This window comes from Stenotrophomonas sp., assembly GCF_031995405.1.
Lineage (GTDB): Bacteria > Pseudomonadota > Gammaproteobacteria > Xanthomonadales > Xanthomonadaceae > Stenotrophomonas.
On the sequence record NZ_DAMAGC010000021.1, the window covers coordinates 12689 to 38029 of the forward strand.

At 66.6% G+C, this 25341-nt stretch carries 27 protein-coding genes; 14 read left to right on the forward strand and 13 right to left on the reverse strand.

Annotation, left to right across the window (positions count from 1 at the left end; all coding sequences use genetic code 11):
* Positions 1–21: 21 nt before the first annotated feature.
* Positions 22–240, reverse strand: coding sequence for a twin transmembrane helix small protein (locus RTO53_RS05640; RefSeq protein WP_070208839.1), 219 nt, complete (start codon positions 238–240; stop codon positions 22–24).
* A gap of 57 nt (positions 241–297) precedes the next feature.
* Between RTO53_RS05640 and RTO53_RS05645 the strand changes: the two genes are divergently transcribed.
* From RTO53_RS05645 to RTO53_RS05675, 7 genes are all read left to right on the forward strand, one after another.
* Positions 298–1032, forward strand: coding sequence for an SURF1 family protein (locus RTO53_RS05645; RefSeq protein WP_312236885.1), 735 nt, complete (start codon positions 298–300; stop codon positions 1030–1032).
* A gap of 18 nt (positions 1033–1050) precedes the next feature.
* Positions 1051–1635, forward strand: a complete 585-nt coding sequence (locus RTO53_RS05650) for a hypothetical protein (RefSeq protein WP_312236886.1) — start codon at positions 1051–1053, stop codon at positions 1633–1635.
* Between the two features lie 11 nt (positions 1636–1646).
* The gene (locus tag RTO53_RS05655; protein ID WP_312236887.1) at positions 1647–2855 is read left to right on the forward strand and encodes a COX15/CtaA family protein; all 1209 of its coding nucleotides are present in this window, start codon (positions 1647–1649) and stop codon (positions 2853–2855) included.
* Positions 2856–2859: 4 nt separating this feature from the next.
* The gene (gene cyoE, locus RTO53_RS05660; RefSeq protein WP_312236888.1) at positions 2860–3750 is read left to right on the forward strand and encodes a heme o synthase; all 891 of its coding nucleotides are present in this window, start codon (positions 2860–2862) and stop codon (positions 3748–3750) included.
* A 402-nt stretch (positions 3751–4152) separates the two neighbouring features.
* On the forward strand, positions 4153–4938 hold the full coding sequence (locus RTO53_RS05665; protein WP_312236914.1) for a calcium-binding protein: 786 nt from the start codon (positions 4153–4155) through the stop codon (positions 4936–4938).
* A gap of 481 nt (positions 4939–5419) precedes the next feature.
* A complete protein-coding gene (locus RTO53_RS05670) occupies positions 5420–5794 on the forward strand; it encodes a hypothetical protein (protein ID WP_312236889.1) in 375 nt (124 codons plus the stop codon).
* 5 nt (positions 5795–5799) lie between these two features.
* Positions 5800–6543, forward strand: a complete 744-nt coding sequence (locus RTO53_RS05675) for a hypothetical protein (protein ID WP_312236890.1) — start codon at positions 5800–5802, stop codon at positions 6541–6543.
* A 123-nt stretch (positions 6544–6666) separates the two neighbouring features.
* Here the strand turns inward: RTO53_RS05675 and RTO53_RS05680 are convergent, their stop codons facing one another.
* From RTO53_RS05680 to RTO53_RS05695, 4 genes are all read right to left on the reverse strand, one after another.
* Positions 6667–7641: a bile acid:sodium symporter family protein gene (locus RTO53_RS05680; protein WP_312236891.1), complete on the reverse strand. Its 975-nt coding sequence runs from the start codon at positions 7639–7641 to the stop codon at positions 6667–6669.
* 52 nt (positions 7642–7693) lie between these two features.
* Positions 7694–8152 carry a sulfur transferase domain-containing protein gene (locus RTO53_RS05685; protein WP_312236915.1) on the reverse strand — a complete coding sequence of 153 codons (459 nt, stop codon included), beginning with the start codon at positions 8150–8152 and terminating at the stop codon, positions 7694–7696.
* A gap of 86 nt (positions 8153–8238) precedes the next feature.
* The gene (dnaG, locus tag RTO53_RS05690; RefSeq protein ID WP_312236892.1) at positions 8239–9969 is read right to left on the reverse strand and encodes a DNA primase; all 1731 of its coding nucleotides are present in this window, start codon (positions 9967–9969) and stop codon (positions 8239–8241) included.
* Positions 9970–10032: 63 nt separating this feature from the next.
* Complete coding sequence (locus tag RTO53_RS05695; protein WP_312236893.1) at positions 10033–10947, reverse strand: YihY/virulence factor BrkB family protein; 915 nt, start codon at positions 10945–10947, stop codon at positions 10033–10035.
* Positions 10948–11094: 147 nt separating this feature from the next.
* Between RTO53_RS05695 and RTO53_RS05700 the strand changes: the two genes are divergently transcribed.
* Positions 11095–12030 carry a hypothetical protein gene (locus tag RTO53_RS05700; RefSeq protein ID WP_312236894.1) on the forward strand — a complete coding sequence of 312 codons (936 nt, stop codon included), beginning with the start codon at positions 11095–11097 and terminating at the stop codon, positions 12028–12030.
* Positions 12031–12098: 68 nt separating this feature from the next.
* Here the strand turns inward: RTO53_RS05700 and RTO53_RS05705 are convergent, their stop codons facing one another.
* Together RTO53_RS05705 and rpsU are read right to left on the reverse strand one after the other, a co-directional pair.
* Positions 12099–12545: a GatB/YqeY domain-containing protein gene (locus RTO53_RS05705; RefSeq protein WP_312236895.1), complete on the reverse strand. Its 447-nt coding sequence runs from the start codon at positions 12543–12545 to the stop codon at positions 12099–12101.
* A gap of 136 nt (positions 12546–12681) precedes the next feature.
* Positions 12682–12897, reverse strand: coding sequence for a 30S ribosomal protein S21 (gene rpsU, locus RTO53_RS05710; RefSeq protein WP_002808376.1), 216 nt, complete (start codon positions 12895–12897; stop codon positions 12682–12684).
* Between the two features lie 167 nt (positions 12898–13064).
* Here rpsU and tsaD point away from each other — a divergent pair, with 167 nt between their 5' ends.
* Entirely contained in the window at positions 13065–14090 is a 1026-nt protein-coding gene (gene tsaD, locus RTO53_RS05715) for a tRNA (adenosine(37)-N6)-threonylcarbamoyltransferase complex transferase subunit TsaD (RefSeq protein ID WP_312236896.1), read from the forward strand.
* A gap of 12 nt (positions 14091–14102) precedes the next feature.
* On the opposite strand, the gene RTO53_RS05720 is transcribed toward tsaD, so the two are convergent.
* Positions 14103–14759: a hypothetical protein gene (locus tag RTO53_RS05720; protein WP_312236897.1), complete on the reverse strand. Its 657-nt coding sequence runs from the start codon at positions 14757–14759 to the stop codon at positions 14103–14105.
* Between the two features lie 398 nt (positions 14760–15157).
* On the opposite strand from RTO53_RS05720, the gene folB reads away from it, so the two are divergent.
* From folB to RTO53_RS05740, 4 genes are all read left to right on the forward strand, one after another.
* A complete protein-coding gene (gene folB / locus RTO53_RS05725; protein WP_312236898.1) occupies positions 15158–15526 on the forward strand; it encodes a dihydroneopterin aldolase in 369 nt (122 codons plus the stop codon).
* A 26-nt stretch (positions 15527–15552) separates the two neighbouring features.
* Positions 15553–16830 carry a mechanosensitive ion channel domain-containing protein gene (locus RTO53_RS05730; protein ID WP_312236899.1) on the forward strand — a complete coding sequence of 426 codons (1278 nt, stop codon included), beginning with the start codon at positions 15553–15555 and terminating at the stop codon, positions 16828–16830.
* A 137-nt stretch (positions 16831–16967) separates the two neighbouring features.
* Positions 16968–19142, forward strand: coding sequence for a glycoside hydrolase family 3 N-terminal domain-containing protein (locus tag RTO53_RS05735; RefSeq protein WP_312236900.1), 2175 nt, complete (start codon positions 16968–16970; stop codon positions 19140–19142).
* Positions 19143–19330: 188 nt separating this feature from the next.
* Positions 19331–19957: a hypothetical protein gene (locus tag RTO53_RS05740; protein WP_312236901.1), complete on the forward strand. Its 627-nt coding sequence runs from the start codon at positions 19331–19333 to the stop codon at positions 19955–19957.
* A gap of 55 nt (positions 19958–20012) precedes the next feature.
* Here RTO53_RS05740 and RTO53_RS05745 read toward each other — a convergent pair whose 3' ends face one another.
* Positions 20013–21161, reverse strand: coding sequence for a PQQ-dependent sugar dehydrogenase (locus RTO53_RS05745; protein WP_312236902.1), 1149 nt, complete (start codon positions 21159–21161; stop codon positions 20013–20015).
* A gap of 176 nt (positions 21162–21337) precedes the next feature.
* On the opposite strand from RTO53_RS05745, the gene yiaA reads away from it, so the two are divergent.
* The gene (gene yiaA, locus RTO53_RS05750; protein ID WP_312236903.1) at positions 21338–21775 is read left to right on the forward strand and encodes an inner membrane protein YiaA; all 438 of its coding nucleotides are present in this window, start codon (positions 21338–21340) and stop codon (positions 21773–21775) included.
* Positions 21776–21801: 26 nt separating this feature from the next.
* On the opposite strand, the gene RTO53_RS05755 is transcribed toward yiaA, so the two are convergent.
* The 4 genes from RTO53_RS05755 to RTO53_RS05770 all read right to left on the reverse strand — a co-directional run bounded on the left by RTO53_RS05755 (position 21802) and on the right by RTO53_RS05770 (position 25240).
* Positions 21802–22149, reverse strand: coding sequence for a hypothetical protein (locus RTO53_RS05755; RefSeq protein ID WP_312236904.1), 348 nt, complete (start codon positions 22147–22149; stop codon positions 21802–21804).
* Positions 22150–22256: 107 nt separating this feature from the next.
* Positions 22257–23555: an amino acid permease gene (locus RTO53_RS05760; protein ID WP_312236905.1), complete on the reverse strand. Its 1299-nt coding sequence runs from the start codon at positions 23553–23555 to the stop codon at positions 22257–22259.
* Positions 23552–24361, reverse strand: coding sequence for a L,D-transpeptidase family protein (locus RTO53_RS05765; protein ID WP_312236906.1), 810 nt, complete (start codon positions 24359–24361; stop codon positions 23552–23554). The genes RTO53_RS05760 and RTO53_RS05765 overlap by 4 nt, the downstream gene beginning before the upstream one ends.
* A gap of 30 nt (positions 24362–24391) precedes the next feature.
* Complete coding sequence (locus RTO53_RS05770) at positions 24392–25240, reverse strand: MurR/RpiR family transcriptional regulator (protein ID WP_312236907.1); 849 nt, start codon at positions 25238–25240, stop codon at positions 24392–24394.
* Between the last annotated feature and the right edge of the window lie 101 nt (positions 25241–25341).

Consider the following 25341-nt stretch of genomic DNA (forward strand, 5'->3'; position numbering starts at 1 on the left):
CGCACCGACGCCGGTGCGGTTTCAGCCGCCGATGCCGTGGGGCTTGATCCAGCCGGTGTAGATGCCGATGGCCACCAGCGCGATCAGCGCCACCGACACCGCGATGCGGCGGGTGAGCGCATTGACGGTGCGCTTGGTCTGGCCGCGATCGACCAGCAGGTAATACAGCCCGGCGCCCAGATTCCAGACGATGACGATCAGAAACGCGATTACCAGCAGGGTCTTCAACGAATCATTCATGCGCGGCTCGATGGCAGGGCGGGTACGCCTATATCACCGCGTTTGGTCGCCGTTGTCATGATGCGCAAGCACACACGCCTGATTGGCTGGGTGGCGGCGGTCGTGGTGATCGTCGGCTTCTGCCAGCTGGGCCGCTGGCAACTGCAGCGCATGCATCAGAAAGAGGCCCTGCTGGCACAGCAGGTGCCCGCGCGCGCGCAGCGCATGCGGCTGGGCCAGGCGCTGGCCGCGCCACCGGTACTGCGCTGGATCGAGGACCAGGGGACGTACCTGCCCGGCCTGATCCTGCTCGACAACCAGACCCGGCAAGGCCGCGCGGGCATCAAGGTGTACCAACCGTTCCGCAGCGACGACGGTGCACGCGTGCTGGTCGACCGGGGCTGGGTGCCGATGCCGCCGGACCGGGTGGTGCCGCATCTGCCCGCGCTGAGCGGGTCGGCGCACGTGGCCGGCCTGCTGGCGCCGGCGCCGGCCACCGGGCTGGAACTGGGGCCGGTGCTGTCGGCCACCGACCAGCCCGGGGTGTGGCTGGCCAGCCGCATGCCGGCCGACGCCCTCGCCACCGCGCTCACGCTGCCTGCGCACACCCTGCCGCAGCGTGTGCTGCGGCTGGATCCGGCCCTGCCCGGTGGTTATGCGCGTGATCTGGAGCTGCTGCCCAACACGCTGCCGCCCAGCCGCCATCTCGGCTATGCGGTGCAATGGTTCGGGCTGGCGCTGACTGTGCTGGTAGTGGCGCTGATCCTGGAATTCCGCCAACGTCGCCGCCCTGCCGCCGGTTCCCGGCGCTGAGCGCCCCAACATGAGAAAATGCCGCCCATGAATGCCACTTCCCAGGATCGGCTGCCCTCGCGCTCACGCGGCCGCTGGACGTTGATCGCCTTGTTCGCGCTGTTCTTCGGTGCGATGGCGCTGGCCGGCGTGCTGCGTTTCTCCGGCTGGCAGCCCACCGCGCACCGCAATAGCGGCCAGCTGTTGCAGCCGCCGGTGGACCTGCGCCAGCGCCCGCCGCTGCTCGCCGACGGCCAGGTCTATCCGTGGAACCCCGACGCGCGCACCTGGCGCATCCTGGTGGCGCCGTCTGCAGGCTGTACGAGCGAGTGCGTCACTTTGTCGCAGGGATTGGGCAAGGTGTGGCAGCTGTTCGGCCATAACGCCGATAATGTCGAGATCCTGTGGCTGGGCACGCCGCCGGCCGAGGTCCAGGGCTTGCCCGCATTGCGCGCGCTGCGCGACCAGCCGGCCCTGCGTTCTGCCCTTCCCGCCGTGGATGACGCCGCCGGCACGCCGGTGTATGTGATCGACCCCAACGGTTTCGTGATCATGCGCTACGCACCGGGATTCGATATGGCCGGTCTGCGCAAAGACCTGGCCACGCTGCTGAAACTGAAGTGAGTTCCGTTTAGATGAGCCTTTCCGCACGCCCGGTGCTGCACCGCAATTTCCACCGTCTGGCGTGGTTTGCGCTGATCATGACCGCCAGCACGATCATGTTCGGTTCGTTCGTGCGCCTGTCCGATGCGGGCCTGAGCTGCCCGGACTGGCCGACCTGCTATGGCCGGGTCACCTGGCCACAGCATGCCGCCGACGTGGTGGGTCATGAAGCGGCCAAGATCCGTCCGCTGGAAACCCACAAGGCGTGGCGCGAGCAGGTTCACCGCTTCCTGGCCGGCGCGCTCGGCATCGAGATCCTTACCCTGGCGCTGCTGGCCACGCGTCGTCGTCGGTGGGGCAGCACGGCGGTGGTGACCGCGTGCGTACTGGTGGCCACCGGCATACCGCTCTACATGACGGGCCTGCACGTGCCGGCCAGTGTCCTGGCCGTTCTCGGCGAGGCCATTCTGCTGATCGCCGCGCTGCGCTGGAACAACATCGACCTGGCCCGTGCCGCTTTGCTGACCCTCGCCGTGGTGATCTTCCAGGCGTTGCTGGGCATGTGGACGGTGACCTGGCTGCTCAAGCCGATCGTGGTGATGGGTCATCTGCTCGGCGGCATGTTGATGTTCAGTCTGCTGGTGTGGATGGCGTGGCGCGCCACGCACATGCCGATCACGCTGGTGGAAGCGCCGAAACTGAAGTCGCTGCTCCGGCTCGGCGTGGCCGTGCTGGTGCTGCAGATTGCCCTGGGCGGTTGGGTCAGTGCCAACTACGCCGCGCTGGCGTGCGGTGGTGGCAGCGCCTCGCTGGACAACTTCCCGCGCTGCGTCAGCCAGTGGTGGCCGCAGCATGATTTCAAGGAAGGCTTCACCCTGTGGCGTGGCATCGGCGTGGACTACGAAGGTGGCGTGCTCGATGGCGCCTCGCGGATCGCGATCCAGCTGGCGCACCGGATGATGGCGATCGTGGTGGCGGTCTATCTGCTGTGGCTGTCGGTGCGCCTGTTCAAGCTGCCCAGCATGCGCGGCTGGGCCAGCGCGCTGGGCCTGCTGGTGGTGCTGCAGATCACCCTGGGCATCCTCAACGTCAAGCTGGCGGTGCCGCTGGAAGTGGCCGTCGCCCACAGCGGTGGTGCGGTGGCGCTGCTGTTCGTGCTGGTGAGCCTGCTGGCGCGTCTGCGTGCGCCGGATGCGGACGGCAGGACCGGCACAGCAACTTCTGCCGTGCAGGCGGGCTGACGGCATGGCCAGTTACCGTCAGTACTGGGACCTGACCAAGCCCAAGGTCGTCGCCCTGATCGTGTTCACCGCACTGGTCGGCATGTTCCTGGCCATCCCCGGCTTGCCGACCGCGCAGCAGGCGCTGGACGGCGCGCTGGGCTTCCTCGGCATCTGGCTGGCCGCCTCGGCTGCCGCGGCGATCAACCAGTTGCTGGACGCGCGCATCGATGCGCAGATGGCGCGCACCTCGTGGCGCCCGCTGGTGGTGGGCAAGGTCAAGCCCTGGCAGGTGCTGGTGTTCGCCGGCCTGCTGATCGCGTTGTCGATGACCATCCTGGTGGTCTGGGTCAATGTCATCACGGCGGTGCTCACCTTCGCCTCGCTGATCGGTTACGCGGTGATCTACACCGTGTACCTCAAGCGCGCGACCTCGCAGAACATCGTCATCGGCGGCCTGGCCGGTGCCACCCCGCCGATGCTCGGCTGGGCGGCGATCACCGGCATGCAGGGCCCGTGGGACTGGGCTTACGCGTCGCTGCTGGTGCTGATCATCTTCATCTGGACCCCGCCGCATTTCTGGGCACTGGCGATCTTCCGTCGCGAGGACTACGCCAAGGCGGAGATCCCGATGCTGCCGGTGACCCATGGCGTGGTCTACACGCGCAAGTCGATCATGGTGTATTCGATCGCGCTGGCCATCGTCAGCATCCTGCCGGTCGTGGTGGGCATGAGCGGCATGTTCTACCTGGGCGGGGCGATCGTGCTCAACGCGGTCTTCCTCTGGTACGCCTGGCGCATGCTCAACCCGCCGGACGAGCTGTTCTCGATGAAGATGTTCGGCTATTCCATCGTCTACCTGATGGCGCTGTTCGCGTTCCTGATGGTGGACCACTGGATGCTGCCCTGGCTGTAAGCGGCGGGCCGCGGGCGATGGGGTGACGCATCGCGCAGCTGCCTGGCGCGCGCCTGCGGCGGCGACAGTGCGTACCGGACGCTATCGTCTGTACCTGCCCTGGCAGGGTCGTTTGCCAAACGACTGCCGATAGCGGTGGTCGGCACGTTGGCAGCATGACCGCTGCTGGAGATCGGCGTTTGCCGTGGCATCAGAGGCATGCGCCGGCATGGGTCATGCCTACCATCGAGCAGGACGCACGGTCGGCAGTCATGTGGGACACGATCCTGCCGCTCCATCCGAGGTCGGGGCTGAGTTCGTATTCGTCCTTGAATCCCCTCATCCTGCCGCCATTGCTTTCATGACCGAACACGGAGTGACGGCATGAAGCGATGGATATGGATGATCGTGGCACTGATCTCGATGCTGTGCAGTACCGCGCTCGCCGCGCCCGCACCGGCGGCCGATGACACCGCCGCGCAGATCGTGGCGCATGCCGGCGACCATCGCCTGATCGTACTCGGCGAATACCACGGCACCGCCGAAACGCCGCTGCTGGTGGCCGATCTGATGGCGCGCTACAGCCGGGACAACACCGCGGTGCGGCTCGCACTGGAATTGCCGATGAGCGAGAACGTCGCACTGGCACGTTACCTGCGCTCGGACGGTGATGCCGACGCGCGCCGGGCGCTGCGGGCCTCGCCGTTCTGGGTGGTCAAGGACGACCAGCACGATGGGCGGCGCAGCCGCGACATGCTGGCGCTGATCGAGGCGGTACGTACTTTGCGGGCCCAAGGACGCGATGTAGGTGTAGCCGGCTATGACGAAGAGACGGGTACCGCCACCAGCAGTGACCAGCGCGATGCGGCTATGGCCGCCCATCTGCGCCAGCAGTTCAACGCCCTGCCGGCCAGTGCACGGATGCTGGTGCTGACCGGCAACGTGCATGCGATGCGCACCCGACCGGCAGACGCGCCGCCGGAGATGCAGCAACGAACGATGGCGTCGTACCTGCTGGATCTGCCGCTCTACAGCGTGCGCCTGGAAGCGCTACGCGGTCATTTCTGGGGCTGTGCTCAGCCTTGTCGCGCGCGGCCGCTGACCCGGCGTGCGCCACGCGCGGCGAAAGAAGATGCCGGTGCTGATCGGCAGTACGACCTGTGGATATGGATGCCGGTATTGAGCGTGGGCACCTTGACCGACCGGTGAGAGCGTCCCCAGGCGGCCGCCGGCCACATGTCCGAATGATCGGCATGAGATCTACTGCAGCGTGCTGCTTGCGTACGGCGAATTGCCCGATGCGCGACGCGCAATTTTGACGACGCGCCGATCGGAGCTGACCGTCTTCCTTCGATGCGTAGAAGACGGGCCCGCCTGCAACCGATACACCGAGCAACTCCCCGTTCCCAGTTCTATTGGGAAGGCCGGCGCGGGAACCTGCTGGGTCGTGCGCCCAATTGGAAGGCCACGAGTTGCTCGTATCGCTTGATCATCAATCAATGCTACGGCGCAAGGCAGATCGGTTGAGCGACGCGCACGCAAAGCGGTTGCTTGGCTGTAAGAATCTGCCGCGCGTTGAGGTAAGTGAGGTGTTGAATTCTACTTACTGCTATCCGTTGCTCAGCTTGCCATCAGATGAAGCCCTATACGAAAGGTGCGAGATGACTCGCGAGAACACCTTGGGATATAGATGAACCATTTTAAACGCGCTGGCTTTGGCTCGCTGATCTTGGCGGGGGCAATCTGCGGAGATGCAACTGCAGCAGTAAAAGCACTCAGTCGCGCCAACTGCTTAGGCTGGATAAATGAGTCGATCACTTATGAAAGGCCGCAGTTCAGAAACTTTCAGGGATCAGCGGCAAGTAGGCATGTGCCGCAGGGAAACGTGGATCCGAAGCATGTACTGGGCGCGCCCAACAACGGTCATCTCGCGTGGCGGTTCAGGGCAGGTGATCAATCGGACCCTGAGCGGATGACGGTCTACGGCTATCACACCTGGATTCTGCAAGGGCGGGTTTTTACCCAAAGCACGGCGGCAGTCAATTGCGAACTTACGGAGTGGTGATCTCAATGAAAAGCCTACCGGCCATTTCCATGCTGATCGTGCTGTCCAGCACTACGGCGCACGCCTCAGATACAAACGCCACTGACGGTATTGGTCGATGGCTACATGAGCGCGCGCTGCAGGCTGCGGTCGAAGACAGCAGCACGGGACGTCTGCGAACCGCTACGGAAAGCGGAACATACCGCGTGCTCCCACTCAACCTGTTGGATGCTCCAGAAGAAGTAAAGACGCAGTTGCGCATTGAGATTGAGCGCGTCCGGAGCGGACTGGTTCAACTTCCGGACGGGGTCATTCCTACACAGCAGGCGCTGCTTGCCAGCCTGCCGCGCACTCGTCGTTCCGATGCCGAGCTGCGCCAGCGTCTTCCAAGTCCGCCCAGCAACCTGCAGGCGAGTCCGTTAGGCGCGGCCGAGCTGATCGGTATGGAACCCAGCGGCGCGTTGGATGGCATTCGGTCATCGGGACTGACCCGCTACTATCGGCTTGACGGGGTGGGCATCGTCGAGTTCAGCGAGGACAACTTCCGTGCGGCAGGTGCCCGGATCGAGGTCATCGAAGAAGCACAGAATGTTACCGTGAACGGGCTACCAGCGCAGTTGCAGCTGAGCATCGACGGCCAGGGCCGTAATCGCGTGGAGTTGTCATGGGCCACGGCGGAAAAGAGCCATTCGCTCATTGCGACTGGCGAGGGCGATGTGAATCATAGTGCGCGGTTGATACAAGCTATAGCCGCGAACGTGATCGATTGACCGGACTAACGTCGGTTGAGCCGGTGCCGACGCGTGGTTGGCACCGGTTCCTTGCGCATTTTTCGGGTTGCCACGGTCTGACACTTACGCTACCAACGCCCGAACCGCGCGCCGTAATTCGCTCTAGGACTGTGTATCACGCGCATACCGCTGGGCAATCATCGCGCAGACGATCAGCTGTATCTGGTGGTAGATCATGATCGGCAATACGATCGCGCCCAGGCTGCCGCCGGCGAACAGCACCTTGGCGATGGGCACGCCGGTGGCCAGACTCTTCTTGGACCCGCAGAACAGAATGGTGATCTCGTCTTCGCGGTTGAAGCCCAGCCGGCGGGCGATGAAGCGGATCAGCGGCATCGCGATGCCAAGCAGCACGGCGGCCACGACCGCCACGGTCAGCAGCGACAGCAGCGGCGTCTTGCTCCAGAGGCCTTCGCTGACGGCTTCGCCGAACGCGGAATAGACCACCAGCAGGATCGTGCCCTGGTCGGTGTAACGCAGCAGCGCGCGTTGCTTCTCCACCCAGCCGGCGATCCACGGGCGCAGCAGATGACCGGCCACGAACGGCACCAGCAGTTGCAGCATGATGCTGGCGATGGCCTGCACCGGGTTGTGCATGCCGCCTTCGGTGCCTGCGAGCAGGGCCAGCAGCAAGGGGGTGAGGAACACGCCGAGGATGCTCGACAGCGAGGCGCTGCACACTGCGGCCGGCACGTTGCCGCGCGCGATCGAGGTGAACGCGATCGAGGACTGCACGGTGGACGGCAACGCACACAGGAACAGCACGCCGATATACAGCTCCGGGGTGAGCAGCCAGCCATCCAGTGGCTTGAACAGCAACCCCAGCAGCGGGAACAGTACGAAGGTGCAGGCCAGGATGGTCAGGTGCAGGCGCCAGTGCAGCACACCGGCCATGATCGATTCGCGCGGCAGGCGCGCGCCGTGCAGGAAGAACAGCAGGGCGATGGCGACGTTGGTGACATCGTCCAGCACCATGGCCGCCGCGCCGTGCATCGGCAGGAAGGAGGCCAGCAGCACGGTGCCGAGCAGGGCGAGGGTGAAGTTGTCCGGTCGCAGGCGCGACCACCAGCGGGTCATGGTGGGCAGGCTCCTGTAGAGCAGGGAAGAAGGTGGGATGGGACACGTGCGTTCATCGCGCGGCGTCCTGTTCAAGCAGTACGCGGGTGGGCGCTTCCAGTGAGGTCATGCCGGCGCGGCGGCCCAACTCCAGCGCCTGCTCGACGCTCGCCCCGTCCTGCGCCTGCAGCACCGCCAGCAGCGCGCCGGCACGGTTGCCGGAGGCGCAGTGCAGCAGCACCGGGCCGGTGCTCTGGGCGAGCGTGGCGCGCAGCGCGCGGGCGTTGGCCTGGGTCAGGCCGGCGGCGCCAGCCACCGGGATGCGCACATAGCGCAGGCCGAGCCGTTCGGCTGCCGCAGTTTCATCGAAGCCGCGATCCTCATCGGGCTGGCGCAGGTCGATCACGGTGGTGACCCCGGCCTCGGCCGCCTGCTGCAGCTGGGCGGCGCTGGGCTGGCCGGCGGTGTACAGCTGCGGCCGTGGCTGCGCGAAGGGCAGCTCCCCGGCCCAGATGGGCAGGGCCAGCGCCAGCAGGCAGGCGACAACGCAGGGGCGGCAGTAGCGGAACAACGCTGCGGCGGGATTCACGGTGGAGGACGCCACGGCTGCTCCGTCGTCTAGAAGCGGATGGTGCTGCGCGCCTTGAGCAGTTCGCGCAGCTCGTACTTGTCAGTATCGTCCAGGCCCTGCTGGCTCTGCTTTGCCTGAAGCTCGTCCATGCGTTGCCGCATCAGCTGTTTTTCCAGCTGGGCCACCGCATCGTGCAGTTCCTCGGTCCACATCGCCTCATCGCCCGGCTGGGTATGGGCGGCCAGTTTCTGCAGGGACGCCTGTTCCTCGCGGCCCTCGAAATGCTCCAGCAATGCGCCGGTGGTGATGTCCGGGCGCTGTTCGACCAGGGTCAGCAGTTCGGTCAACAGCTCGATGCCGGGCAGGCGCAGCCCGGCGAAGTGGTGGCCTTCCAGGGTCATCGCCAGCGACGGCTGCTGCAGCAGGATCGCGATGGCGGCGCGGACCAGGCTGCGCCGCTGCGTCGGGGCTACCGGGCGCGAGGGCGCACGCCCGGACGGCGTGGCCGCGCTCGGCCGCGCACCCAGCCCGGTCAGCGTGGCCAGCTGCTGTTTCATCAGGTCGCCGAAGGCGCCGTCGGGAATCTGCGCGAGCATCGGCTTGGCCCGTTCCGCCAGCCGCGCCTTGCCATCCAGCGTGGCCATGTTGACCTCGCGGGTGAGCTCGTCGAAGAAGAACTGCGACAGCGGAGTGGCCTGCTTCAGGCGCACGTCGAAGGCCTCGCTGCCTTCCTTGCGCACGATGGTGTCCGGGTCTTCGCCATCGGGCAGGAACAGGAAGAACGCCTGGCGGCCATCCTTCATGCGCGGCAACACCGACTCCAGCGCGCGCCAGCCGGCGCGGCGGCCAGCGGCGTCGCCGTCGAAGCAGAAGAACACGTCCGGCGCGTTGCGGAACAGCAGTTCGGCATGCTCCGGGGTGGTCGCCGTGCCCAGCGTGGCCACCGCCTGGGTGACCCCGTACTGGAACAGCGAGACCACGTCCATGTAGCCCTCGACCACGATCAGCCGCTCGATCTTCTGGTTCGCCTGGCGCACCTGCCACAGGCCGTACAGCTCGCGGCCCTTGTGGAACAGCGCGGTCTCGGGCGAATTGAGGTACTTGGGGCCGTCGTCTTTCTCCATCACCCGACCGCCGTAGGCGATCACCCGGCCACGGCGGTCGAAGATCGGGAACATCACCCGGTCGCGGAACTTGTCGTAGACATGGCCGCGGTCGTTCTTGGAGAACAGCCCGGCACGATCGAGCAGCTTCATGCGCCGCTCGTCCTTGCCCAGCGCGTCCTTCAATGCGCTGTAACCATCGGGCGCATAGCCGATCGCAAACCGCGCGCGGTTCTCCTCGTCCACGCCGCGCTGGTCAAGATAGGCGCGCGCCTTGTCGCTTTCCTCCAGCGATTTCTGGAAGAAGCGCGTGGCCGCATCCAGCGCCGAATACAGCTCGCGGCTGTCGTCCTGCTGCTGGGCGGTGCGCGGCTGGGTATCGCGCGGCACTTCCATGCCCACGCGCTTGGCCAGCTCGTCGACCGCATCGAGGAATTCGAGGCGGTCGTAATTCATCAGGAAGCTGATCGCGGTACCGTGCGCGCCGCAGCCGAAGCAGTGGTAGAACTGCTTGGTCGGGGAGACCGTGAACGAGGCCGAGCGCTCGTCATGGAACGGGCAGCGCGCCGCATATTCCTTGCCCTGGCGCTTCAGCGGCACGCGGCTGCCCACCACCTCGACAATGTCGGAGCGGGCCAGCAGGTCGTCGATGAATGCGTCGGGGATACGGGCCATGGGCAGCAGGCGAGGGCAGGGCCGATGGCGGCCATGCACGGAAGCGGGGGTCGGACTAGTCTACTAGCTGCCGGTGGCTGCGCCCGGATCCGGTGCGGCAATGCCGGCCTGGGCCAGGTGGAAACGGGCGCGCAGGCGCTCGTCGATCACCGCGGTCATCAGCGCGCCGACGAAGAACACCACGGTGGCGTAGTAGATCCACACCAGCGAGATCACCAGCGCGCCCATCGAGCCGTACGCACTGCCCGGGGCCACGGTGGCGATATACAGGCCGATGGCATAGCGGCCCACGGCGAACAGACCCGAGGTGATCGCCCCGCCGATGAACGCCTGGCGCCAGGCCACGCGGCGGTCGGGCAGGTAGTGGTAGAGGAAGGCGAAGCCCACCGTGTACAGCGCCAGGCTGGTCAGGTAGCCGATGGCCGGCAGCACCGACGGCAGCTGCGCGAAGGCGACCTGCAGCATGGTGGTGGCAGTCATCGACAGGATCAGCAGGAAGCCCAGCGCCAGCACCACGCCGAACGAAAACACGCGCTTGCGCAACCAGGCCACGAGGCCGTCCAGGCGCTCGCCGCTGGTGTTGAAGATCAGGTTCAGGGCGTTCTGCAGCTGGGCGAACACCGCCGTGGCACCAATGAACAGCAGCAGGGTGCTCCACACGCCGGCCAGCGTGCCGATGTCGGGCTGGTTGTTGGCGTTGCTGAGCACGGTCTCCGCCACCGAGGCGGCGCTGGTGCCGGCCACGTCATTGATCTGGCCCAGCAGCGCCTGCTGCGCCGGGGGGTACAGCGAGGCGGTCAGCCACAGCAGCAGCACCAGCAGCGGCGCCATCGACAGCAGGGCGTAGAAGGCCAGCGCGGCGGCCTGGGTCATCACGTCTGCATCGATGAAGCGGCGCAGCAGTACGGCGGGGAAGCTCTGCTCCAGCCGCGCTAGGTGTTTGCGGACGGTGGACAGGGAAGGGCGCGTATGCGGCATGGACGGCGTCAGATCGGGAGCGAGGCCTCCGTTCTAGCAAATCGCCGGGTTGAGCCGGGTGAAGTGGTTCGATCAGGTCAAGATCTTGATGGATATCGCGTTATCCTTTTGCCCGGTTTTCCACCTTCACAGCAGAAAGGACGCTTCATGAAAGGAATGGTCTACACGACGATGGTGCTGTTGGCCGCTGCAGGGCCAGCGATGGCGTCCCCGGCCTGCGAAAAGGCCTTCAAGACGGTAGGGGATCCGCGCAACGGCGCGCTTTACATGGCCGATCTCACCTTGCCGGGGTTGAAGGTTCAGAGCGCGCTGGACCAGCTGCGCAAGATCGGCGGCGATGACAAGTTCGAGGTCGGCGGCCAGCTGGTGGACGGCGACAGCGGCGATCAGTACCTGATCCAGCGAGAAGGCCTGCGCACCCCGCTGGTGATGGTTGCGACGGCCGACCGCACCGGCCGCGTCACCCTGGCGACCAAGCTGGCCCGCGGCCAGACGATCGAGCCGCAGGCGGCCAAGCAGTCGATGTGCGAGATGCTTGGCAAGCTGAAGGCAGGCAGCCAGGGCGATGCGCTCGCTGCGGCGGGGCGTTCGCAGTATCCAATGCCGGCCGTAGAGACGGTGGCCGCTCCGGACCTGTCCAAGAAAATGGGCAAGGAAGTGAAAGACACCATGGCGCTGTACCGCAGTGCCGGCGCCTTCAAGGACATGCTGCTGGGGACCACCACCAACAAGGAAGACAAGGGCGATCGCTCGGCCACCTTCCTGCCGCTGTACGCGAAGTACGTGGGGCGGCGCTATCAGATCGACGGCCAGATCTATACGGTCAACACCAACACGTATTCGACCAAGCCCGGCGACGTCGGCTCGATCAACTATCTGGTCACCCCGACCCGCGGCCTGCTGCGCGTCCGCCAGAACGACACGTTCAACAACAACAACTACACCATCCGCTGCGAATTCGCGTCGGACCAGGCCGCCAACTTCACCATGCTGCGCGAGCGTGACTGGGCCAAGCTGGAAGGCGAGATCAGTTCGATCGAGGAAAGCTCGATGACGCTGCGCAACTGCCGCCAGGCCTCGTAACAACGGGCCTGCTGCAACTGAAAGGGCCCGCGAGATGCGGGCCCTTTCACTGCGGCGTGGCGGCGGGATCAGCCGGCCAGCTGCTGCTTGACCAGCTTGGACACCAGGCCCATGTCGGCCTGGCCGGCGAGCCTGGGCTTCAGCGCGCCCATCAGCTTGCCGATGTCGGCCGGGCTGGCGGCACCGGTTTCGGCGATGGCGGCCTGGATGGCGGCCACGATCTCCGCTTCGCCCAGCTTGGCCGGCAGGTACTGGTCGATCACCAGGATTTCCTCGCGCTCGATCACGGCGAGGTCTTCACGGTTGGCCGCTTCGAACTGGCTGACCGAATCCTTGCGCTGCTTGACCATTTTTTCCAGCACGGCCAGTACAGCGGCGTCGTCCAGCTCGATGCGCTCGTCCACTTCACGCTGCTTGATGGCGGCGTTGATCAGGCGGATGACGCCAAGACGGTGCTTCTCGCCGGCCTTCATGGCCGCCTTCATGTCGTTGGTGAGCTGCAGTTTCAGGCTCATGGAACACCTCGTATCGGTCAAAAGAGCGGGGAGGGACCCCGACAGGCTGGAACGCAAAAAGCCGGCAACGCTCGCGCGTTCCGGCTTCGGCTCCGCCGCGACAGACACAGGGCCTGCCGCATCGAAGTTGCGTAGATCAGTACAGGCGCTGACGCTTGGTGACGTCGCGCGAGGAGCGACGCAGCTGACGCTTCACAGCAGCAGCAGCTTTACGCTTGCGCTCCTGGGTCGGCTTTTCGTAGAACTCGCGCTTGCGGGTTTCGGCCAGCACGCCGGCCTTTTCGCAGGTGCGCTTGAAGCGACGGAGCGCAAACTCGAAGGGCTCGTTCTCGCGGACTTTAACGCTGGGCATGGAATCTCCGGGACACAGTAGAACCGGGTCACACCCGGTGAGAGCCGCACATTATAGCGGCGGCAAAAGAAGTTGCAACCCACCCCGGCGAACTTCTTGGCCACAGGTGGTGTCGGGTGGGCTGGCGGTAACGCTGCCGGGGCCTCAAGCGGTCCATAATACCCGTTATGCGAGTCCTTGGTATCGAATCTTCCTGTGATGAGACCGGCGTGGCGGTGTATGACACCGACCTGGCCGGCCCGGACGCCCTGCGCGCCCATGCGGTCTACAGCCAGATCGCCCTGCATGCCGAGTACGGCGGGGTGGTGCCTGAATTGGCCAGCCGCGACCACGTGCGCAAGCTGCTGCCGCTGATCCGCCAGACCCTGGCCGAAGCCGGGATGGGCGTGGCCGACATCGACGGGGTGGCCTATACGGCCGGCCCGGGGCTGGTCGGGGCGCTGCTGGTCGGGGCGGGCGTGGCCCGGTCGCTGGCCTGGGCGCTGGAGGTGCCGGCGGTCGGCGTACATCATATGGAGGGGCATCTGCTGGCCCCGCTGATGGAAGACGACCCGCCGCAGGCCCCGTTCGTGGCCCTGCTGGTCTCCGGTGGGCATACCCAGCTGGTCGCGGTGGACCGGATCGGCCAGTACCGCCTGCTCGGCGAGACCCTGGACGATGCGGCCGGCGAGGCGTTCGACAAGACCGCCAAGCTGATGGGCCTGCCGTATCCGGGCGGACCGCAGCTGGCCGCGCTGGCCGAGCGCGGCACCCCGGGCCGGTTCAAGTTCACCCGCCCGATGATCGATCGCCCCGGGCTGGATTTCAGCTTCTCCGGCCTGAAGACCCAGGTGCTGCTGGCCTGGCGCGACAGCGACCAGAGCGAGCAGACCCGCGCCGACATCGCCCGCGGTTTTGAAGATGCGGTGGTGGACACGCTGGCCGTCAAATGCGAGCGCGCGCTGGATGCGGCCGGCACCGATGTGATCGTGGTGGCCGGTGGCGTGGGCGCCAACAAGCGCCTGCGCGCCAAGCTGCAGCAGATGGCCGCCCGTCGCGGCGGCCGCGCCTGCTTCCCGCGCCCGGCGCTGTGCACCGACAACGGCGCGATGATCGCCTTCGCCGGCGCCCTGCGCCTGCAGGCCGGCCAGCACAACCCGCCGCAGGTGCAGGTCACCCCACGCTGGGACATGGCGACGCTGCCGGCGGTGTAAATACTCCGCCAGTCAGGGCGGGCGATGGCGAAGCAGCGGGGTGACGGCCTCATGCCCGGCCATCCAATCGGCGGTGCGTGTGCAGCGCAGCGCCACTACCCGCTGGATGGCAGCGAAATCCTCGTCCAAAGCGCGCGCGAAGATGGGTTCATGATGGGCGATGCGGTTGCGCAGCCGCCGGATCTGCTCCAGATCATTGTGTATGCGTGCGCGGGTGACATGCCGGGGCGCAGCGGTGTTGGCACCGGGAAGTACGGCCCCCATGCAACGCGACCACACCCGCACGTCGAATCGCTGCGTGAACATCTTCTGCCAGAACACGAAGCTGAGCGTGGGAATGACCTGCGGGGTGCCGTGGCTGCAGCGTGCGGCCGCGCGAAGCAGCTCGCGGCGTGGGTTGTAGCCGCTGGCTGGACTGGGCAGGCTGTCGGCGAAGCCCTGCACCCACGGCCAGCGTGGTCCGTGAATCCGGGTCAGTGCGTCTGAAACCGCGTTGCGGATGACCACCTCGCCGATATGCAGCGGTATCAGGAAGGCGGCGGAGACGCGGGCATTCCACAGGTACAGTTCAAGCGGGGTGCTGCAGGCATCGATGCTGGCTACGGCGTTCTCGTAGGTGCCCATCCGGTCGGCTGACAACGCCCGCTTCACGGGATCCTCGATCTGCATGGTGTCGGCATCCCTGGTCCCTGGTGACGATCGAGACTACGAGCGTGGCCAGATGGCGGGCATCGGGAATCCGGCCGTTGTGCGGACGTTCTAGGTACCGTTTTTCATCATTCGATTGCCGCGTTCAATTGACGCGTCGCAAACCACGCGCCCGGTCCCGTTTTGCGTCAACAAAGGTTGACGCGGCCGCGCCGGGCCCGTAATTTTCGCCCTACGCGCCACCGGGACTCGCGGATGGGAATCCATCTCCCCCCGGGGACAAGAAGTAAGCAAAGGGTCCCGAAAGGGGCCCTTTGTCTTTTCCGCTCCGGGCGCTGCACCACGGCGCCGGCCCCCGGTTCCCGGCACGTTCGGGGCCGGCCCGTTACCATGTCCGGCATCTTCCACGTGGCATGGCTATGGACAAGGTATTCATCGAAGGGCTCGAGATCGATGCCCTGATCGGCATCTACGACTGGGAACGGCGGATCCGCCAGACCCTGCGTTTCGACCTGGAAATGGGCTTCGACAACCGTCGCCCGGCGGCCAGCGACGACATCGCCGATACCCTCAACTACAAGGCCGTGAGCAAGCGCATCGAGCAGTTCGTGCGCGAGTCCGACTTCGGCCTGGTTGAAACCCTGGCCGAGCGCATCGCCGAGATCGTGCTGCGCGAATTCAATGTGCAGTGGCTTCGCCTGAAGCTGAGCAAGCCCGGTGCGGTGCGCGGCGCGCGCGCGGTCGGGGTGATCATCGAGCGCAGCGCGCAGGATCCTGCAACCCCCTGATAACCCCGAACGGAGATCGATACACGATGTTGGATGCGGTAGTGGCAACCCGGTGGCTGGACAGCCTGCAGCAGACCCTGGAACCCTGGCCTTGGGCCTACACCCTGCTGGTGCTGGCCGCGTTGGCGCTGGCCGCCTGGCTGGCCAACTTCGTCACCAAGAAGGTGCTGTTGCGCGGCCTGCGGGGGCTGATCAACCGCCTGCCGGGCGGCGCCGCCCACGGCAACCGCGGCAGCAACGTGCTGCGGGTGATCTCGCGGCTGTCCAACGTGGTGCCCAGCCAGGTCATCGCCGCCGGCATCACCGTGGTGCCGGACCTTCCGCCGGCACTGGTCACCTTCGTCATCGGGGCCTGCCAGGCCTGGGCGATCCTGACCGTGACGCTGGCGATTTCGCACGCGCTGGACGCGGCCAACGACATCTATGAGCGCCGCCCGGACGCACGCAACAAGCCGATCAAGGGCTACCTGCAGGTCGCCAAGATCGTCATCTTCGCCATCGCCGGGCTGTCGATCGTGGCCACCCTGGCCGGCGTTGAACTGCGCTACCTGGTCACCGGCCTTGGCGCGGCCACCGCCGTGCTCATGCTGATCTTCCAGGACACCATCCTGTCGCTGGTGGCCAGCGTGCAGATCAGTGGCGATGGCCGGGTGCGGCTGGGCGACTGGATCGAGATGCCCAGCCAGAACGCCGATGGCGATGTCATCGATATCGCCCTGCACACCGTCACCGTGCAGAACTTCGACAAGACCATCACCACCATCCCGACCAAGAAGCTGGTGACCGAGTCGTTCAAGAACTGGCGCGGCATGCAGGAAGCGGGCGGGCGCCGGATCAAGCGTGCGTTGTACCTGGACCAGCACAGCGTCGGCTTCGTCGATGCGCCGATGCTGGCGCAGCTGGAGCAGTTCGCGGTGCTTGGCGATTACCTGCGCGACAAGCAGGCCGAGTTGCAGCAGTGGAACGCCGGGCTGCAGGCCAGGGGCGTGGCGGCGGTGAATGCGCGTCGGGTCACCAACCTGGGGACATTCCGTGCGTATGTGGAGCGCTACCTTCAGCAGCATCCGGGCATCCATACGGAGATGACGCTGCTGGTACGGCAGCTGCAGCCCACCACCCAGGGCCTGCCGCTGGAAATCTATTGCTTCACCCGCACCACCGCCTGGGGCGAGTACGAGGGCATCCAGTCCGATGTGTTCGACCACCTGCTGGCGACCCTCCCGGCCTTTGGGCTGCGGGTGTTCCAGGAATCCAGCGATGCGATGTTGATGGCCGGGCAGCAGCGCCTGGCCGCGCCGGAGTAAGCTCCTGAGCCCCTGTTGCCGCGCTAGCGGCGACGGGGTTCTTCCCCGGGGGAAGAAAAATGAACGCCAAAATCATTCACAACGGGTCCGGGAACGCTAGAATCCCGGCCTTGTAAACGTTTTCATAAGGACAGCCGGTGGCCGCCGATCGTATCGAAACCCTCATTGCCAAGATGACCGTCGAAGAAAAAGTCGGCCAGCTGGGTGTGTTCGCCGACATGGTCCGGCCGTTTGCCCCGGACGTGAACCCGGAAGCCAACGTGCTCAACGCCGACCAGGTGCTGCAGCAGGTGCGCGAGGGCAAGGTGGGATCGCTGTTCAACGGCGTCGGCGTGGAAGCCGGCCGCCGCATCCAGCAGGTCGCGCTGGAGGAAAGCCGCCTGGGCATTCCGGTGATCCTGGCGGCCGATGTCATCCACGGCATGCGCACCGTGTTCCCGATCCCGCTGGGCGAAGCGGCCAGCTTCGAGCCGGACCTGGCCGAGCGCACCGCCCGCGCCACCGCCGTGGAAGCCACGGCCGCCGGCCTGCACTGGACCTACGCACCGGCGGTGGACATCGCCCGCGACCAGCGCTGGGGCCGTGGCGCCGAGGGCGCCGGTGAAGACGTGGTGCTGGGCTGCCGCTTTGCCGCGGCTCGCGTGCGCGGCTTCCAGGGCCCGGACCTGCGTGCCGCCGATGCGCTGCTGGCCACGCCGAAGCACTTCGCCGCCTATGGTGCGGTGATGGCCGGGATGGAATACAACATGGTCGACATCTCGCCGCAGACCCTGCGCGATGTGCACCTGCCGCCGTTCCAGGCCGCCTTCGAGGCGGGCGCGCTGACGGTGATGTCCTCCTTCAACGACATCAACGGCGTGCCGGCCAGTGCCAACGCCGAACTGCTCACCGACATCCTGCGCGGGGAGTGGAAGTTCCCGGGCGTGGTGATCTCCGATTACACCGCCGACATGGAGCTGGTCGCGCACGGCTATGCCGCCGATGACCGCGACGCCACCGCCAAGGCGTTCACCGCCGGCCTGGACCTGAGCATGCAGAGCGGCTTCTATGCCGAGCACCTGCCGGGCCTGATCGAAAGCGGTGAGGTTCCGATGGCCACGCTGGACGAATCGGTGCGCCGCATCCTGCGCCTGAAGGATGCGATCGGCCTGTTCGACGACCCCTATCGTTCGCTGGACCTGGACCGCGAAGCATCCACCGCGCATATCGCCGCGCACGATGAACTGTCGCGCGATGCCGCGCGCCGTTCGATCGTGCTGCTCAAGAACACCGACGCGGTGCTGCCGCTGAAGAAGACCGGACAAAAGATCGCGCTGATCGGCCCGTTCGTGCAGGACCGCGACAACATCGAAGGTTGCTGGACGCTGTTCGGCGACAAGTCGCGTTACGTCAGTCTGGAGACCGGCGTGCGTGAGGCCATCGGCGATGCGTCGCTGCTGGAAATCGTGCCCGGCTGCGACCTGGAAGTGGCCGTGCAGGATGGCATCGAGCAGGCCGTGGCGGCCGCACTGCGCGCCGATGTGGTGGTGCTGGCGCTGGGCGAGCCGCAGCGCTACAGCGGTGAAGCGCAGTCGCGCGTGGAAATCACCCTGCCGGCCGCGCAGCAGGCGCTGGCCGAAGCGGTGGCGATGACCGGCAAGCCGCTGGTGGTGCTGCTGCGCAATGGTCGCGCGCTGGCCCTGCAGGGCGCGGTGCGCAATGCGCAGGCCGTGGCGATCACCTGGTACCTGGGCACCCAGACCGGGCATGCGGTGGCCGATGTGCTGTTCGGCGATTACAACCCGTCCGGCCGCCTGCCGGTGAGCTTCCCGCAGGTGTCCGGCCAGCAGCCGTTCTTCTACAACCACCCGCGCACCGGTCGCCCGGAACTGCCGACCATGTCCGAGTTCAAGGCGCGCTGGCGCGAGATCCCGAACGAGGCGCTGTACCCGTTCGGCCACGGCCTGGGTTACACCACTTTCGGCTACGGCGTGCCGCAGCTGAGCAGCGACACACTGGGCTGGGACGACACCCTGACCATCACCACCACGCTGACCAACACCGGTGCCGTGGCCGGCGAAGAAGTGGTGCAGCTGTACATCCACGACCGCGTGGCCAGCCGCGTGCGGCCGGTGCGTGAGCTGAAGGATTTCCGCAAGGTCGCGCTGCAGCCCGGCCAGAGCACCGAGGTGCAGTTCACGCTGGATCGCCACGCGCTGGGCTTCACCGGCCGCGATGGCGTGTTCCGCGCCGAGCCGGGCCAGTTCGAGCTGTGGGTGTGCGCCTCCTCGGCCAGCGGTGAGCCGGTGATCTTCGAGTTGCTGGCAGGCTGACGTAGAGCCGACCGTTGGTCGGCTGCCGTGCTTGGACGCGTGATTACGCCCGCAGAAGCAGCCGACCAACGGTCGGCTCTACGGTTGGTCGCTGCCGACACCGGCGGCAGGCGGGTTGAATGACCATCATCGGCGGCTGACGTAATCGCGGTTACGCTGGCGCCCTCGCGACGTCGATGGAGCCCAACATGCGTGTGACCCGAATCCTGTTACCCACCCTGTTGCTGGCTGCCTGCTCGCAGCCGGCACCGCCCGCGGCGGACGCTGCTGCACCGGCCACCTCGCCACCGGCGACCACCGCCACGCCCGGTCAGGACGTCCCGGCCGCCGGCCTGTCGCCCGATGCGGTGAATGCCGGTGCCGAACCTGCGCCGGATGCCGCCACGCAGGCACCGCCGAATGGCAGCCCCGATGCGTCCGATGCCATCGACACCGAAGAGGGCGAAGGCGACGCCCGCCAGCGCATCGACAAACTGCTCGGCGATGCCGACGCGTACGAGACGCTGTTCAACGACCTGCAGCGCGGTGTGGCCGCCAACGATGCCGATGCCGTGGCGGCCTTGATGCGCTATCCGCTGCTGGTGCATGTGGGCGGCAAGAAGCGCCAGGTGGCCGATGCGGCCACGTTCAAGCGCGAGTACAGCCAGATCATCACCCCGGAGATCGCCAAGGCGATTGCCGCGCAGACCTTCGATGGGCTGTTCGTGAACTGGGAAGGCGCGATGATCGGCAAGGGCCAGGTCTGGATCGGCGGCAAGTGCCTGGACAAGGACTGCACCCGTTCGGACGTCAAGGTCATCACCGTGCAGGATTGACCGGCGCCGCCCGCCCGTTCCCTCGTCATCACCGGGAAGGGCGGGCGTATCGGCCTCACGCCTTCGGCGTGAGCTTCAGCAGGCGCCCGTTCTTGCCGTCTTCGAGCAGCCAGATCGCGCCGTCCGGACCCTGTTCCACTTCGCGGATGCGCTCGCCCATGTCGTAGCGTTCGGCTTCGTGCGCGTTGTCGCCGTCGAAGGCCACGCGCACCAGCGCCTTGGACGACAATCCGCCGATGAAGCCACTGCCCTTCCACTGCGGAAACTGCGTGCCGCTGTAGATGATGAAGCCGGCCGGCGAAATCACCGGCGTCCAGGTCACCTTCGGCGCGGCGAATTCCGGGCGGGTGACGTGGTCGGGAATCTCGCGGCCGTCGTAATGGTTGCCGTTGGACACGATCGGGTAGCCGTAGTTGGCGCCGCGTTCGATCAGGTTGAGCTCATCGCCACCGGCCGGCCCCATCTCGTGCACCCATAGCTTGCCGCGCGCATCGAAGGCGATGCCCAGCGCATTGCGATGGCCCAGCGACCACACCTGTGCAGCCACGCCGCCCTGGGAGGCGAACGGATTGTCGGCCGGCACGCTGCCGTCGTCGTTCAGGCGCACGATCTTGCCGAGGTTGCTGCCCATGTCCTGGGCCGGGTCGAACTGCTGGCGTTCGCTGGAGGTGATCCACAGCTTGCCGTCCGGGCCGAAGGCGAGGCGATGACCGAAGTGGCCCTTGCCGTCCACCTTGGGCGTCTGCCGCCAGATCACCTTCAGGTCTTCGAGCCTGCCGCTGCCATCGGGCGCCAGCGCCAGACGCGCGCGCGCCACCGCGGCACCGCGCATGTCGCCTTCGCCGGGTTCGGCATAACTGACGTAGAGCAGTTGGTTGCGGGCGAACTGCGGGTGCGGCAGCACGTCGCCGAACCCGCCCTGACCGCCGTAGGCCACCTTGGGCAGGCCGCTGATGCCAGCACGTTTGCCGGTTTTCAGGTCCACGTGCTCCAAGGTGCCGGCCTTCTCGCTGACCAGCAGGCTGCCGTCGGGCAGGAAGCTCATCGCCCAGGGCTCGTCGAATCTGGCCACTTCGGTGGCGGCGAAGGGCCATTGCGCCTTTTCCAGCACGGGGGCGGCGGCCTTGTCGGCGGCCACGCAGGCGGTGGTGAACAGCGGCAGGGTGAGGGTGACGGCGAGCGAAAGCAGCAGCTTGCGGGTCATTGGGGATCTCCGTAGGGGGATGCGATGGCCAGCCATGGTTGTACAGCATGCCCATCAACACGGCGTGGACCATACGTCATCCCCCGTAGGCGCGCGCGCCGGGATCGGCTAACGTTGCCGCGGGCCGCCCGTGGGGTGGCAAGTGCGGCGTGCCGCCATCAAATGGAGTTGGATCAATGAAGCAACAGGTGCATAAACCCTCCCCGGCATTCATCGCCGCCTCGTGGGCCGCGCTTCTGCTGGGCGCGGCGGCTTATCTGGTCGGTCTGTTCAATGCGGAGATGGTGCTCAACGAAAAGGGCTACTACCTGACCCTGCTGTTGTTCGGCCTGTTCGCGGCGGTGTCGCTGCAGAAGAGCGTGCGCGACCGCGTCGAAGGCATTCCGGTCAGTGGCCTGTACTACGCGCTGTGCTGGTTCGCACTGCTGGTGTCGCTGCTGTTGCTGCTGGTGGGGCTCTGGAACGCCACGCTGCTGCTGAGCGAGAAGGGCTTCTACGGCATGGCGTTCGCACTGAGCCTGTTTGGCGCGGTGGCGGTGCAGAAAAACACCCGCGACCTGATGGCCACGGGTGCCGATGAGCGCAGCATTCCGCCGCTGCCGAGCAGCGAGTAACGCTGTCAGGCGTCTCGCGCGCTGCCTCAGGTACCGCGCGGCACGCCTTTGTCCAAGTGCGCCTGGCGCAGCGCGGTGGATTCATCCCACCCACGGCGCACTGCATTGCGGGCCTGTTCCCAGGTCAGCTTGCTCTTGCCGTGTTCCTGCGCCCAGCGCGTCTGCAACTCGGCTTCCACCTGCTCGTACGCGCGGATGACATCGTCGGCGCGCGAGTGGTGGCCGAGCTGGTACGCCGGCTCGTAGTCATCGAAGAACTGGGTGTTGTCGTAATACGGCTCGCTCGGAAAGCGCTCACGCCAGTAGTCCGACACGGCCTGCCGCGGCACGCCGTCTTCCGGCACCCGGCCGGGAATCTGATAATCAGTAGGCATGTGGTAGCTCCGGTTGGGTGAGCCTCCACCCTATCCAGATGCCGGTTAAGGCAGCGGACCGGCGGAGTGAATGACAGATCAAGTGCCATTCACCGCGCAGGCGCGGTTCAGCCCAGCGGTTCCTTGCGCGGGAGTTTGTAGATCACCGCGCCCACCACGAAGGCGATACCGGCGGCGGCCATGTTCTGCCAGCTGGCGCTGACGAACAACGCCACGCACAACAGCAGTGCGAGGATCGGGATGAGCGGGCCACCGGGCAGCTTCAATGCGCCGGGGCGGTCGCGGAAACGCCGTGCCAGCACGAGCACCGCAGCGGCCGTGCCGATATAGGCGAACAGGCGCGTGGTCATCGACAGCAGTGCCAACTGCACGAACGAACCGGACAGTGCCAGCGCCAGCGCGATCAGGCCCTGGGTGATGATCGCCGCGGCCGGCGTGCGGAAGCGCGGATGCACCTGCGCCAGCAGCTTGGGCCCGTAGCCGTCGCGGGCCAGCGCAAACAGGAAGCGTGGCCCCATCATCATCGTGTTGCTGTTGGTGCCGAGGATGGAGATGGTGGCGCCGATGGTGAGGATCAGCGCCAGTGCTTCGCCGCCGAAGCGGGAGGCCGCATCGGCCAGCGGTGTCGGGGAACTGGCCAGGCCGGCCAGGGTGCCCTGCGCGACCAGCTGTACCGCCCCGTAGATGACGGTGACGCTGACGATCATGGTGATCAGGGCGAAGGGGATATCGCGGCGCGGATTCCTGTACTCGCCGGCAGCAGCCGGAATGTTCTCGAACCCGGCGTAGGCGTATAGCAGCAGCAACGCGGCTTCGCCCATGCGTTGTAGGTCATGCGGGTCCGGGCGCGCCCCGGAGAAGGCCAGGTCCATGTCCACGTAGAACGCGCCGATCGCCACGAACAACAGCAAGGGCACCAGCTTGCCGATCACCAGGATCACCCCGGTGCGTGCGGCCGAGCGCACCCCGGCCACGTTGACGGCGGTAAGGAAGCCCAGCGACACCACGATGATCGTCACGCGGCCCAGGTCATGCCCGGCCCACGGCCAGAAGCGTGCCACCGCATCGGCCAGCGCATTGCTCAGCGCCGCCGCCGAGCTGATCCGGGTCAGCCAGATCATCCAGCCGATCTCGAACCCGGCAAACCGCCCGAACGCCTCACGTGCGTACAGGTAGCTGCCGCCGGGCTCGTCGAAATAGCTGGCCGCCTGCGCATAGCACAGCACCAGCAGCGCCACCACGACGCCGGCGGCGACCACGCCCCACAGGCTGAAGGGCCCGAGCAGGGCAACGGTGGCGGCGGGCAGCAGGTAGATGCCGCTGCCGATCACATCGTTGATCGACAGCCCCACGATCTGCCAGCGGCTGACCGCGCGTTCCAGTTGCGGATCGGCCGGGGCGCTCATCGCGTGGTTTCCTGCTGTGCCGGCAGGTTCCAGTCGTATTGCAGCTGCTGGTACTGGGCGCGCGGCAGCAGCACGAACAACGGACGCTGGGCCGGGTCCAGCCAGGCCAGCAGGCTGCGCATGTGCTCGGGCTGCATCGCCGTGCAGCCTGCGGTCGGCTCACCGGGCGTACGCCACAGGTGGGCGAAGATGCAGCTGCCGCGGCGCGGTTCGGCCTTGGGGTTGTGCTCGATCACGAAGCCCTCGCGATAGCGCACATCACCCTTGTTGTGCAGATCCAGCCGCATCGGTTCGGTGGAGCCTTCCACGGCGTCGGCACCCACCGCCTCGGCATCGACGATGCGGTTGTAGTACGGCGAATCGGGGACGTCCATGCAGTAGCTGCCGGCCTGCATCGGCTGGTAGGGCAGTGCGGTGGCGATCTTGGGCGCATAGCCGAAGGCCGGGCCGATGCTGAAGATGCCGGCCGGGCTGCGGCCATCGCCTTCCTTTTTTATCGGGTCTCCGGGCTTTACCGGGTCGCCGGGCTGATGCGGGGCAACGCCCTGGGCCGGCAGTACGCCCACGCCCCAGGCGCTGCCGTTGCGGCCCACGGCCACGTCGAATGCGTCACCGTGGGGCGCCCACCCCTTCGGCGTGCGCACATAGGCCTGCAACCGGCCCCGGGTGGCATCCCAGCCCTCGGTGGTGACCACGATCATCTGGCGGTGGTCCTGCAACGGCCCCACCGCCGGCGTGAGCGCGGTGGCGGGCAGGGCGCTGGCGGCCAGCACGACGGCGAAAACGGAACGGAACAACGGCAGCATCGTGGCGGACTCCAAAAGACCAGGTGTCGATCAGGTGTCGATCAGGTGTTCGATCCGTTCCAGGTTCACCCCGAGCTGGCGGTGGCGGTCCGGGTTGGCATGGCACAACAGCACGAAGACGAAGTCCAGCAGGGACTGCAACGAGGCACGGTACAGCAGTTGGGCCACGTGCGACGCCGGGTCGTGCGCGCACACCACCAGCGAGGCATCGGCGTGCGCGCGCAGCGGGTTGGCGCTGTGCCGGGTGATCGAGATCACCTTGCCGCCCATGTCCTGGAACTGCCGCGACAGCTGGAACAGCTGCGGCAGTTTGCCGAACTCGGAGAACACCAGCATCGCATCGTTGGCGCGCGCGGCCGACAGGTTGGCCATCATCAGGATCGGGTCGGCGTGGTGCACGGTGAGCATGCCCAGCAGCGACAGCCGCATGGCGAACTCGCGGGCGTACAGGCCGTCATCGCCCAGGCCGTAGACGAACAGCTTGGGCGCCGTGTCGATCAGCTGCACGATGGCTTCCACGTCGGGCTGCGGATTGGCCAGCCGGGTTTCTTCCTCGGCGGCGGCCTTGCCCAGCCGCAGCCGTTCGGCGATCTGCGCGTAACCATTCACATCGGCCGGTGCCGGCGGGCGCGATTGGGTATCGCTGCCGGCACGGGCGACCGCCTCGCCGATGGAGTACTTCAGGTCCGGATAGCCCTTGAAGCCCAGCTTCTGGCTGAACTTGACCACGCTGGACTGGCTGATCCCCAACGCGCTGGCCAGCTGCTGGGACGAGTAGTCGCGCAGCAGGTGGGCGTTGTCGAGGATGAAGTCGGCGATGCGGCGTTCGATCGCCGACATGTGGTCACGCTCGGAGCGGATTTTCACCAAGGGCGGCATGGAAAGGGCGTCAGGTCCGTTAGGGAGAGAATACGCAATGCACCCGGTAGAGCCGACTGTTGGTCGGCTGCACAGGGCGGGAGCGCGCGAAAGCGCAGCCA